This is a genomic window from Peribacillus simplex (assembly GCF_001578185.1).
In the GTDB taxonomy this organism is placed as follows: domain Bacteria; phylum Bacillota; class Bacilli; order Bacillales; family DSM-1321; genus Peribacillus; species Peribacillus simplex_A.
On the sequence record NZ_CP011008.1, the window covers coordinates 3,110,748 to 3,122,911 of the forward strand.

General features: G+C 41.6%; 10 protein-coding genes. 1 reads left to right on the top strand and 9 read right to left on the bottom strand.

From position 1 onward, the window contains the following. Nucleotides 1–204: 204 nt before the first annotated feature. Together UP17_RS14405 and UP17_RS14410 are read right to left on the bottom strand one after the other, a co-directional pair. Nucleotides 205–975 carry a TerC family protein gene (locus tag UP17_RS14405; RefSeq protein ID WP_061463635.1) on the bottom strand — a complete coding sequence of 257 codons (771 nt, stop codon included), beginning with the start codon at nucleotides 973–975 and terminating at the stop codon, nucleotides 205–207. 197 nt (nucleotides 976–1,172) lie between these two features. Further along, nucleotides 1,173–1,790 carry a YpjP family protein gene (locus tag UP17_RS14410; RefSeq protein WP_250211674.1) on the bottom strand — a complete coding sequence of 206 codons (618 nt, stop codon included), beginning with the start codon at nucleotides 1,788–1,790 and terminating at the stop codon, nucleotides 1,173–1,175. Between the two features lie 435 nt (nucleotides 1,791–2,225). On the opposite strand from UP17_RS14410, the gene ggt reads away from it, so the two are divergent. Beyond that, complete coding sequence (gene ggt, locus UP17_RS14415; RefSeq protein ID WP_250211675.1) at nucleotides 2,226–3,914, top strand: gamma-glutamyltransferase; 1,689 nt, start codon at nucleotides 2,226–2,228, stop codon at nucleotides 3,912–3,914. On the opposite strand, the gene UP17_RS14420 is transcribed toward ggt, so the two are convergent. The 7 genes from UP17_RS14420 to UP17_RS14450 all read right to left on the bottom strand — a co-directional run bounded on the left by UP17_RS14420 (nucleotide 3,915) and on the right by UP17_RS14450 (nucleotide 12,098). Further along, the gene (locus UP17_RS14420) at nucleotides 3,915–4,694 is read right to left on the bottom strand and encodes a class I SAM-dependent methyltransferase (protein WP_061463638.1); all 780 of its coding nucleotides are present in this window, start codon (nucleotides 4,692–4,694) and stop codon (nucleotides 3,915–3,917) included. 67 nt (nucleotides 4,695–4,761) lie between these two features. Further along, nucleotides 4,762–5,199: a BrxA/BrxB family bacilliredoxin gene (locus UP17_RS14425; RefSeq protein WP_061463639.1), complete on the bottom strand. Its 438-nt coding sequence runs from the start codon at nucleotides 5,197–5,199 to the stop codon at nucleotides 4,762–4,764. 204 nt (nucleotides 5,200–5,403) lie between these two features. Continuing rightward, complete coding sequence (gene ilvD, locus UP17_RS14430; RefSeq protein ID WP_061463641.1) at nucleotides 5,404–7,089, bottom strand: dihydroxy-acid dehydratase; 1,686 nt, start codon at nucleotides 7,087–7,089, stop codon at nucleotides 5,404–5,406. A 325-nt stretch (nucleotides 7,090–7,414) separates the two neighbouring features. Beyond that, a complete protein-coding gene (locus UP17_RS14435; protein WP_061463643.1) occupies nucleotides 7,415–8,551 on the bottom strand; it encodes a conserved virulence factor C family protein in 1,137 nt (378 codons plus the stop codon). Nucleotides 8,552–8,680: 129 nt separating this feature from the next. Then, on the bottom strand, nucleotides 8,681–10,558 hold the full coding sequence (locus tag UP17_RS14440) for an ABC-F family ATP-binding cassette domain-containing protein (RefSeq protein ID WP_061463645.1): 1,878 nt from the start codon (nucleotides 10,556–10,558) through the stop codon (nucleotides 8,681–8,683). After that, a complete protein-coding gene (locus UP17_RS14445) occupies nucleotides 10,555–11,199 on the bottom strand; it encodes an HD domain-containing protein (protein ID WP_061463647.1) in 645 nt (214 codons plus the stop codon). Before UP17_RS14445 ends, UP17_RS14440 begins: the two co-directional genes overlap by 4 nt. Before the next feature lie 53 nt (nucleotides 11,200–11,252). Continuing rightward, complete coding sequence (locus UP17_RS14450; protein ID WP_061463649.1) at nucleotides 11,253–12,098, bottom strand: DegV family protein; 846 nt, start codon at nucleotides 12,096–12,098, stop codon at nucleotides 11,253–11,255. Between the last annotated feature and the right edge of the window lie 66 nt (nucleotides 12,099–12,164).

Here is a 12,164-nt window from a genome sequence, read left to right on the forward strand (position 1 = left end):
TCCTGCGGGAAAAGCGCGTCTAGGGGAGACCCCGCAGGCGAAAGCCGAGGAGGCTCCCCGACCGCCCGCGGAAAGCGAGTGCCTGGAGTGGAAATCAACGGCCAAATTGTACAACTCATAAAAAATAGACAAACTCGATTTTCCTAGAGTTTGTCTACAGTCTGAGCAGACATCATTTTTGATGTCTGCTTTTTTAAATGGTGATCAACCATGTTCTTTACGCTTTTTCCCTTTCTTCAAATGAAATACAATCGTGGTGCCGAAAATCATTAAAATAAGGGTAAAAAATATCGCAGGCGGGATTTCGATCCCTGCAACGGCAATTAGCATTTTTATAGCAATGAATCCGATAAGAATGTAAGCGGCAGTTTCCAATTCAGGAACCTTATCTATCAATTTTAAAAATAACCCCGCCACTCCCCGCATCATCAAGACACCAATCATCCCACCGGCCAAAAGGACCCAGACTTTTTCACTCACCCCGAAAGCGGCCAAGACACTATCGACGGAAAATGCTATATCCATCAATTCCACTGCCGCAACCGTCCCCCAAAATGCACCAAAGATTCGGATCAACAAGCTGTTGTTACTCATTCCCTGGATATCTTCATCAATGCCAGCTTGTTTTTTTCTTTTATCCCGAAAGTATTTAAATGAGAGCCAACCAAGGTAGGCTGCTCCAATCACCTTCACCCACCAAAGCTTAATGAGGAAAACACCGATTCCAATCGCTATAAATCTAAAAGCGTATGCGCCTAATAAACCATAAAAAAGTGCTTTTTTCCGTCGTTTTTCCGGAAGGTGCCTGACCATTACAGCTAATACCAAAGCGTTATCCGCCGATAGTAATCCTTCCATTAAAACGAGCGTTCCGATCAATCCCCAGCTTACTGGGTCGGATAAAACCTCCACCCACATATGCCAGTCAAAAAATTGGGCATATGTTTGAATGATATTATTTAATAACTCTGACATGATAAAGACTCCTCTGCTACTATACCTGCATAATTAGAAAACCGTATAAAATAACATTGTTCCCAGTAATGTTAAAAACTCTACTTTATTTTAAACACAAAATAAATACGTTGCATGACAACGTATCATTTAATGCCTATTAGAAATTTCATTCTCATCATACTCTTACACATATATAAAATCAGAGAATCGATCCATTATGAGAGCCTTTGTTTACTCGTCCACTCTGGGGGCGTATTTTTGTCCCAATATATTTTCCCTATATCATAATGGGTGGCAAAGGAATCATGATGGGTATGATAGTGAAAATCGAACCAATACCCTTCCATTGGTGGATTTTCCTGCCTGACATGGAATCTGATAATATCCTTGCCGCTGTTTGAATCATAAATATGAAAAATTTTCTCGGCCCTGCCCGCACTCGGCTGCTCAGTGATCGTTAATTGCTGTAATTTTTCATCTGGAAATTGGGCAGCCATTTCCGTAATGGCTTCTTCCATTTTTGGTAAGATGGTCATTTTGAACTCATCGCCAATTTTAGGATTGATCTTATCGCCAAACTTCATAAATGCGTTTACCTCTGCTTTATTCAGTATGCCCGATAAAAATTCTTCCCGGTTGAATTCCTCTTCAAGTTCAATCGGTTGCTGTGAAGAAAGGTAGGCTAACCCTTCTTCATCCACTAACCCTTTTTTAGTATCCTTTAACGAATTGGCTTCAGCAAGCCACGCCAGCTCTGAAGGCGTGACAAGACCAAACGTCAAAACGGATAATAAAATGACGAGACTTTTCCTGAACCAAATCGCTGCTTTCAACTTACACTCCCCCTCCTTTTTTTGTATTATCTTTATATTTAGTATACTTTTATTCTTTAGTAATTACTAATATATAGGTACCCATGTTTCAAAAATCAAAAAAAAGGATATATACCTATATAAACTTTATTAACCCTAACTTTTTACTAAATATCAACAATTCTACATTTTGATGAAGGATTTTGACGATAGTTGGAGAACTTAATTAGATTCAAGTCTTTTTAAGGAGGGGTCTTATATGGCTTTAACTACGACTGCCATGGTGGCTTTATGTCTTGTAACATTAGCATTTTTCGTATATTTAACATTTACTGATTAAGAATAAATAAATACCTACGAAAAATCCCTTGTCATTTATCTCCAATGGCAAGGTTTTTCTTTCACATAAAGCTTACATTTTGGCAGATTAAAGGACTGAATACTGGAGGAATCATTTTGGAAAACAACAATGAAAACACTAAAGATAAGGATTACAAGAGGGAAACCGCCACAGGGAAGGCCGGAATGGTCGTTACCGCTCATCCCGTAGCCACTTCCATCGGGGAAAAAATATTACGTGAAGGTGGAAATGCAGTCGATGCGGCGGTCGCCATCCAATTTGCCCTAAATATTGTAGAACCCATGATGACTGGTATCGGCGGCAGTGGTTTCCTTATGGTATATAACGCTAAAGATAAGGATACAAAAATATTCGATGGCCATGTAAGGGCACCTAAAGCCGCCCATCCAGACATGTTTCTAAATGAAAAAGGGGAAGTCATCCCATTTAAAGAACGTTCGATCAAGGCTACAGCAGTTGGCGTTCCTGGAATACTGAAAGCTATGGATAAAGCACTCAACGAATATGGAAGTAAGCCATTAGCTGACCTCATCGAGCCCTCCATTGAATTCGCAGAAAAGGGGGTTCCCGTCAATTGGGTTCTTTGCGATGCCCTTAAAAACTTTGAATACCGATTGGGCGAGGAAGCCCGTAAGTTCTTTATGCCAAACGGAAAACCATATCAAGATGGCGATTTACTGATAAAAGAAAAATTGGCGAATACCTACCGGATATTACAACGAGAAGGGATTTCCGCTTTTTATGAGGGTGAAATCGGAGAGGGCATCATTTCCTGTATCCAGGAACTTGGAGGGTTCATGGAACTTTCTGATTTAAAGGACTATGAAGCGACCATTGATGAACCAATGTATGGGACTTATAAGGATTATCGAATTGCATCATCCATGGCCCCTAGTGCGGGCGGATTCACGGTCATCCAAATCCTAAAAATATTGGAGAGCTTCCAGATCGAACAATATGACGTCCGTTCTTGGGAAAAATATTACTTAATTGCAGAAGCGATGCGCCTGTCATTTACAGACAAAAAGGCATTTCTTGCTGATCCCGAATTTGCCGAATTGCCATTGGCGGGTCTAATGCATGATGAATATATAGCTAAACGCCGCTCGTTCATTAATTTCAAAGCAAGGAATAATGCCATTGACTTCGGAAACCCTTGGATATATGATTCCGTGAAAGAAAGGGAAATCATTCCACAACCAAATGACGAAGATATCAGTGAAACGACACATTTCACTGTCCGTGACAGATGGGGGAATATCGCAGCATGCACTTCTACAGTGGAGCATCCATTCGGTTCGGGCATCATGGTTTCCGACTATGGTTTCATGCTGAATAACGAACTGACTGATTTCGATTCCATTCCAGGGGGCATGAATGAAGTGCAGCCCAATAAACGCCCTGTCAGTTGTAAAAGCCCGACCATCATCTTTAAAGACGGCGAGCCGATCTTGACGCTGGGATCCCCAGGAGGACCAACCATCATCAGTTCTGTCGTTCAAACAATCATCAATGTACTCGATTTAAAAATGGACTTGAAAGCAGCCATTGAAGAACCTAGAATTTTCACTCCAATGGGCCCTCATATTGAATGGGAAGCAGGGATGGATATGACCAGCAAAGGTCACTTGGAAGCAATGGGCTTTGCGTTTAATGAAGTTCCCCACTCTATTGGGAATGTCCAAGCCATTCAAATTAACCCTGATGGCTCGAATTATGGTGCTGCAGATTCAAGCCGGGAAGGCTGTGCCATGGGTCTGGACGAGACAGATTATAAATCCTGATCACAGAATGGAAATGAAGCCAAAATGAAATTTGGATGTTTTTCTCTTTACTACCTCAAACCCAAATTCCTCGAAGCGGGAGCTGCGAAAATGGTCTTTCAACACGACTCGCTTTCGCGCAACCCGCTTGGCTTCTTTCATTATTTCCATTGATAAATCCTTACCTTCCGCAAAATGAGTCAATCCTTTGATTCCATTTGATTCCTGAATCGTTTCCTCAAACATGGGATCGAAATATACGACATCAAAATGATTATCCGGCATTGATTTCAATATTTCGTAATGATCCGCTTGAATGACCTCTATTCTTCTCATCGCAGAAATCATCGTTTCTTCTGCATTCTCCCATGTCTTCATACCATGTTCCACGAGCAAGGCCAAATATTGATTTCCTTCCAATGCAACAACCTGTCCATGTTCACCCACCGCGAAACTTGCGACAATCGCATCAGAGCCCAAGCCCAATGTACAATCAAGCACGGAATTCCCTTCATTTATATCTCCGGCAATGAGAAATGGATCACTTTCGCCCCGAATTATTCTTTTTAAACGGATCATTGCAAGGTTAGGGTGAAAAAAGAATGGTTCTTTTTCTTGGTACCGATATAACTCCATCCGCTTTTTTCCAAAAACGAGGCAATCATCCTCTTCATGTTCCGATTGGATAGCTCTCACCGATCGTTTTCTTCGCGCTATAAAGGGGATCTGTAAATCTTCAGCTAACCTTTCGGCTAATATCATCGTTTCTTTATCGGCTCTTCCTACTGTAGTGACAAACATGACTCCTACCCCTTCATACTCTTATAAATTTGAAAAGAATGCCCTGTTTCCAGGACATTCCGCTTCATCACTTATTTACTTGACTGAATGCTGCCAATAAATTTTCCATAATAGCTTCCATTGGCTGTCCCTCTATATCATGGCGAGGAATGAAATGTAAAACCTCTTTGCCCTTTAAGAGAGCCATGGATGGTGAAGAAGGTTCGATTCCATTGAAGTATTCCCGCATTTTAGCTGTAGCTTCCTTATCTTGCCCGGCAAATACTGTTACCAGATGATCAGGCTTATTGTCTGCTTGGAGTACGGCTTGGGTAGCTGCTGGACGGGCTAACCCGGCAGCACAGCCACAAACTGAATTTACGACGACAAGTGTCGTACCTTCTACTGAACCCATAAAGTTTTCAACCGCTTCAGCGGATTCCAACTCCTCAAAACCTGCTTGCACCAGTTCCGCACGCATTGGCTTCACCATTTGTTTCATATATTCATCATATGCCATCGACATAAAAAAACCCCCTTGATTACAATTCTTCATTTAGTTTAATCATACTATATTCTTATGTGCATATGCAAAATTGACGCTTAGAGCTTTGCAAATTCGGCGTTCAAATTTATGTATCAATAATCAAAGGTTCATTTGCGCCGCAAAAAGAAACATGGTAACAGAATCCATTTCATTCTGCCACCATGTTTTAGTATCTTCCTTGAATTAAACTTTCATCACTCCGCCTGAGCTGGCATTCGTCACAAGTTTGGAATAACGTGCTAAATAGCCTGTTCTAACTTTTGATTCGAAGCCTTTCCAATTTGCTTTACGTTTTTCGAATTCTTCATCGGAAATTTCCAATTCGATTTTACGATTGTTCAAATCCAACTCGATGATATCTCCATCTTCCACGAAAGCGATTGGGCCTCCCTCAGCTGCTTCGGGGGATATATGACCAATGCTGATGCCGCGAGATGCGCCTGAAAAGCGGCCATCAGTGATCAAACCGACTTTGGCTCCAAGTCCCCTCCCGACAATTTGGGAAGTTGGTGCCAACATTTCCGGCATACCCGGCCCCCCTTTAGGTCCTTCGTAACGAATGACCACTACATCCCCTTCTTTTACTTTTCCAGTAATGATTCCGGAAAGTGCATCTTCTTGGGAATCGAAACAAATGGCAGGACCCCTATGGTAGCCACCAACTGATTCGTCAACTGCTCCCACTTTTATGATGGAGCCTTGAGGAGCAAGGTTGCCAAACAATACCGCAAGTCCTCCACGCTCGGAATGCGGATTATCTAACGGATGGATAACATCCTTATCCAAAATTTCACAACCGGCAACATTTTCGCGGAGCGTTTTACCTGAAACGGAAAGGCAGTCACCGTTAAAAGCGCCTGGTTTTTTGAGTAACTCATTAATGACGGCACTTACACCTCCGGCATTATGTACATCTTCAATATGATAATCGGATGCCGGTGCAATTTTCGCTAGATGCGGTACGCGGTTAGCTATTTCATTTATGCGTTCCATCGGATATTCAAAACCTGCTTCATGTGCCAATGCAAGCGTATGAAGCACGGTGTTCGTCGAACCGCCCATCGCCATATCCAATGCAAATGCGTTATCAATTGCATCAATCGTCACGATATCACGAGGCTTGATATCCTGTTTGATTATCTCCATCAACTGTTTAGCGGATTTCTTAACGAATTCTTTGCGTTCTTCAGCTACCGCCAAAATCGTACCATTTCCCGGAAGCGCAAGTCCTAAACCTTCTGCCAGACAGTTCATGGAATTTGCAGTGAACATTCCTGAACAAGAACCGCAAGTGGGGCATGCAACTTGTTCGATTTCCTCCAGTTCTTCTTCATTGATAGTACCAGCTTGATAGGCGCCCACCCCTTCAAAAACGGATGTTAATGAAAGAGATTTACCATTTTTATCTTTACCTGCCTTCATCGGTCCGCCGCTTACGAATATTGTAGGAATATTGACACGAAGTGCTCCCATCATCATTCCCGGCGTTATCTTGTCACAGTTTGGAATGCACACCATACCGTCAAACCAATGTGCCGATACAACAGTTTCCACGGAATCTGCGATGATTTCACGGCTTGGCAAGGAATAGCGCATACCAATATGACCCATTGCAATTCCATCGTCTACCCCGATCGTATTAAATTCGAAAGGAACACCGCCTGCTTCGCGAATCGCTTCCTTCACTATTTTTCCGAATTCCTGAAGGTGGACATGACCTGGAACGATATCGATGTATGAATTACAAACCGCGATGAACGGTTTACCGAAATCTTCTTCTTTAACCCCTGCTGCCCGCAACAGACTTCTATGTGGAGCTCGATCGACCCCTTTTGTAATCATGTCACTTCTCATATTTGATGTAGACATTTGTTGTACCCCCAATTTCCGCTAAATGTTTAATGATTCAGAATAATATAATTTTTAGTATACTCTAAAAATTCTAACATATTTATAAACAAATGCAACCTTTCAACGTTAAATATCTGCAAATATCATTTTACTAAAATAATAGAGAACAGATTTATTTACTTTAAAATACTGTATCCCATCGAAAATTAGCCATTTTGCTGTTTCGGAGTTCCACCGGACCACAGGGTCAAGCAATTGGAATTGACCAGCTTCAAAAAAAGGCATGCGGATTTAATCACCCGGATGCCTTTTTTGAAGTCCATTAAGTTATTCTAATTAAATTTCACTTTTCATTCGCTAGCCTTGATTCTGTCATTTGCTTCCAAACTGAACCTTTTGCTTCTTCCCCATTTTCTATACGATCAATGGCCATCTTGACCTGTAGGGCCACTTCGAATTCAGGGTCCTGTTCCGCTTGCTTTAGAAGAGGAAGGGTCGTTTCATTTCCAGCTTCATATAAAAACATCGCCGCCCTCCATCTAACCAATTTATTTTTATCCGATAGTGCTTGCGACATTTCTCCCATCGCTTCTTCAAAGCCCAGATCGGATAAACAGTCACCAGCCGTTCGTCTTACTGCTGCACTTTTATCTTTCATTGCTTTGTACAAGCTCGGAAGCACTTTTCTATCTTCGATCATACCCAAGTATACAACCGCGAGCCTTCGAATGGAGACTTTACTGTCGGAAAGTGCCATGTCCAATACTGGAATATCACCCACAGTTGGATCTTCCATTTGTTCTAAAGCCTGATATCGCTTTTCCCAACTTTCGTCATTCAGCATTTCTGCAGTCAGTTTAATTTTTGGCCGTTTCAAGAATGTTTCTTTTGTATCCACCATTTCTTTAGCAGCAGCTACTAGCCGATTAATTCGTTCTTCCGGATATGCTGCAATCAGCTCATCCGATACTTCCTTCACGATATCTTCCATATCACCATATCTTACGCCATAATCCTTCCATTTTCGAAGCATGACTACATTATCATCTTCTTTTTGGGCTGCGGCAATGCCCTTTATGAAATATTCCGGTAAGGCAAAACGTTTTTCGTGTTGGCTATCACTTGCTTTAATTTGCATCGGAATGCCTTTGAATTGTTGAATGGCAACCGCTACTTCACCGTAATGTTCATTTAAAACCGTTTGTTGACTTTGTTCTTCGGTTTTTTCCCCGAACACCTGACGGATTTGGACCAAGATATCTTTCCAATCATATTTCGCATTGCGCTCAACCGCTAAGAAATCCGCAACATGATATACCCCTTTCACCCCATCAATCTTAAATAAATCTTTAATCAGCTGCGGTGCTTGTTCAGCTTGGTCCTTCTTATAGTTATTACTTTTACCTGCTAATAACTCTTCAGTTAAATTGATTTTCATTGTATTCGGACTTGGTGTAGGTTCTATTGATTTGATTTTCAATGCGTTTCTCTCCTTTTACAAGACGTTTCCATGTACTAGATATTATCACAACGGCAAAAGATTCTCATGCAATTGAGATTGGCTAAAAAAAGACTGGTCCAAGTTTGCTCCCTTAGACCAGTCCCCCGCTCATTCCTCTTCCAATTTTTCCGCTAAATACGTCCATCTTTCCATCAAATGCTCTAATTTATCCGTTAGTCCCTTTTCTTCTTCAAGTAACAGGCGGACTTGTTCAAAATCGCTTCCCGCAGCTGACATTTCAGACGTGATGTCTTTCAGACGCAGCTCGGCCCGTTCCATGTTCCCTTCTATCTCTTCCCATTCCTTACTTTCCGCATATGTTAGTTTTTTCTTTTTCTTTTCTGTGCGATTGAGTGGAGGTTCTGGTGTTTTCACTGGTACGGCCTCTTCCGTCTTTTCCTCCAAGAACTCCGAGTAATTACCGTAATAGAAATCAATTTCACCTTTATTCTTGAAGACAAGGAGCTGATGGCACGTTTTATCCAGGAAATACCTATCATGTGATACGGTAATGACTACACCTGAAAATGTTTCTAAATAATCCTCAAGAACGGTCAAGGTTTGCGTGTCCAAATCATTCGTCGGTTCATCCAAAAGCAGGACATTAGGTGCCGACATCAATATGTTAAGGAGATATAAACGCCTTTTCTCCCCTCCGGACAGCTTGCGAATCGGCGTCCCATGCGAGCCCATTGGAAACAAGAACCTTTCAAGCATCTGGGCAGCTGATATGTAGCTACCATCTTTAAGGGCGATTGAATCCGCCGTTTCCCGAATATACTCTATCATGCGCAGATTCTCGTCCATATCGACGCTTTCTTGCGTATAGTACCCTATTTTCACGGTTTGCCCTATTTCCAGATTTCCATCATCTATAGATTCCCGTCCGGCCAAAATATTTAACAAGGTGGACTTTCCACTGCCATTATTACCAACAATTCCAATCCTATCACCTGGTTTGAAGAGGAAGGAAAAATGGTTGATGATGGACTGATCCCCGAAAGATTTAGAGACATCCTGCATCTCCAGTACCTTTTTCCCTAAACGGGCACCGCTTAATTCCATTTCCAGGCTCTCGGTTTTCTGCTTATCCTTTACACCTGATTCCAATGTTTCGAAGCGTTGGATTCTGGCCTTTTGTTTCGTTGTACGGGCCTTGGCACCTTTACGGATCCAGGCCAGTTCTTTTTTGAATAGACTTTCTTTTTTCGTTCTTTCCGTCGATTCATTCTCTTCACGAATGGCCTTTGATTCTAAATAGTCTGCATAGTTTCCTTTGTATTCGAAGAGCTTCGTTTGGGCAATTTCCCAAATCTTATTAGAAACCCGATCTAAGAAATATCGATCATGTGTTACAAATAAAACGGACTTTTGATATTTTCCCAAATATTCTTCAAGCCAGGTAATGCTTTCAAAATCAAGATGGTTCGTAGGCTCATCCAAAATCAGTAAATCCGGAGTCTCAATCAAGGTTTTTGCCAGTGCCGCCCGCTTTTTTTGGCCGCCTGACATTTCCCCCAATTTCCTTGAGTGATCAGGAAGGCCCAGCTTGGTCAGTATCGTTCTGGCATTGGCACTTGTATCCCAGGCGCCAAGCGTGTCCATATCCTGTTGCTGTTTTAACAAACGGTCCTGTATTGCACTATTCTGTGGATCTACCTGGAGTTGGACGAGCGTCTTTTCATACTCCTTAATCAATGAAAATACAGGCGTTGAACTTTCATACATATATTCCATGATCGTCAATTTCTCATCAAATTGCGGATCTTGGGATAGGTAGGAAATCGTGTAATCATTCGGATGATCCTTCGTTCCTAAATCACTGTCTTCCAATCCTGCAATGATATTCAATAATGTCGATTTACCGGTGCCGTTTATACCAACGATCCCGATTTTTTCCCCTTCGGTAATGGAAAAAGATACATCTTTAAAAAGAAGCTTTTCCCCTTGGGTTTTCATTACATGTTCCATGCTAAAAACTTTCATAATCGTACATCCCATTCCTTATTAAATTCCTCTAAAAATCTAACCATATATTCATGCCTTTCACTTGCAATCCTCTTGGCTGTACAAGTATTGAGCATATCTTGCAAACGTAATAGTTTTTCATAAAAGTGATGAATGGAAGAGCTTTTCCCCGTCCTGTATTCCTCTTTTGTCATATTTCCCCTTATTGACAATGAAGGATCAAACATGGGTTGTCCCTTTTTCCCTCCAAATGCAAATGTCCTTGCTATCCCTATGGCGCCAATTGCATCCAAGCGGTCCGCATCCTGAACGATTTCAGCCTCGATGGAAGGAAGCTTCAACTGCCCGGAACTATAGGAAATTGTGTTGATGATCTGCTTAATGGCATTCACGCTATCAATTTCCAATTTTATTTCATCAAACCATTCGTCCAGCTTTTTCGATCCCTCATCAGCATCCCGGTTTAATTTATCATCCGGGATATCATGAAGCAGTGCCGCCAATTCAATGATAAACTCATTCCCTTTGCGTTCTTCTTTTGCAATATGTAAAGCCAGCTTACGAACCCGATCGATATGGAACCAATCATGGCCGCTGGCATCAGATTTCAATTGGTCATATACATACTTCTCCGTTAAATCAATCATCGTTTGATTCATTTCACCACTCCATGTCCTTTCTATTTTACCATGGTTCTCAATAATGTTGTGCTTTAATCTTCAGTGAACCAACTGAGTCCAATCGTCTGTTCACCGGTATGCACCCCGATTGCACTGCCCAGTGGGGATACATGTGTCAACACATGAGGAAATTCTTCAGAAATCATCTTTTTCCATCTTTGTGACTGCTCCGACACAGCTCCATATAATATGGTGCATTCTTTTACTTTACCTGCTTCGACTGATCTGCGAAAATCAGTGAAGATCTGTTTTTCCGCTTTTTTAAGGTTCCGGGGTTTAGATTTAGTATGAAGCAAGCCATTTTCGATTGAAATGATGGGTTTAAAGCTCAATAGGCTTCCTAAAATATACTGTGCGTTCGATAACCTTCCACTGCGATGCAGCTGATCCAAAGAACCTATTAATACATAGGTTTCATGATTATCCGCATATATTCTCGTTTTAACGAAGGCCTCATTGACGGAATGGCCATTATCAATATAATGCATGAGCCGTTTCATTATTAAAAGCATTGGAAAGGAAATAAGCAGAGTATCAAAAACGTCAACGGGGATCGTAACCATTTGTGCAGCTTGCCTGCTCGCGGAAACGGTCCCGCTCAATTCACTTGAAAGATGAACCGCAATGATTCGATCATAACGTTTTTCAAGCTTCTTATATAACTCTTGGAATGTACCGACCGAGGGCTGTGATGTAGTCGCGTTTTTCTTTTCCTCACTCATTCTTCGGTATAATTCCCCAGGTGATAGGTCGATACCATCTTCATATTCCTTCCCATCGATGATAACGATCATCGGAACGACGTAAACATGTTCATTCAATGATAATTCTTCATCTAAAGTTCCTGTGCTATCCGTTACCCATGCAATTCGTTCCATGGTTTCCCCCCTCAATTGGTGTCTCCTATTATATTCAACTCTCCCCCCATTTGTCCCTTTTAGAAA

Bases quoted from the DNA above. Each gene is read 5' to 3' on its own strand.
- UP17_RS14425 (WP_061463639.1), bottom strand. From the start codon at position 5,199: ATGTCGATGGCATATGATGAATATATGAAACAAATGGTGAAGCCAATG.
- UP17_RS14450 (WP_061463649.1), bottom strand. From the start codon at position 12,098: ATGGAACGAATTGCATGGGTAACGGATAGCACAGGAACTTTAGATGAA.
- UP17_RS14405 (WP_061463635.1), bottom strand. From the start codon at position 975: ATGTCAGAGTTATTAAATAATATCATTCAAACATATGCCCAATTTTTT.
- UP17_RS14445 (WP_061463647.1), bottom strand. From the start codon at position 11,199: ATGAATCAAACGATGATTGATTTAACGGAGAAGTATGTATATGACCAA.
- ilvD (WP_061463641.1), bottom strand. From the start codon at position 7,089: ATGTCTACATCAAATATGAGAAGTGACATGATTACAAAAGGGGTCGAT.
- UP17_RS14440 (WP_061463645.1), bottom strand. From the start codon at position 10,558: ATGAAAGTTTTTAGCATGGAACATGTAATGAAAACCCAAGGGGAAAAG.
- UP17_RS14420 (WP_061463638.1), bottom strand. From the start codon at position 4,694: ATGTTTGTCACTACAGTAGGAAGAGCCGATAAAGAAACGATGATATTA.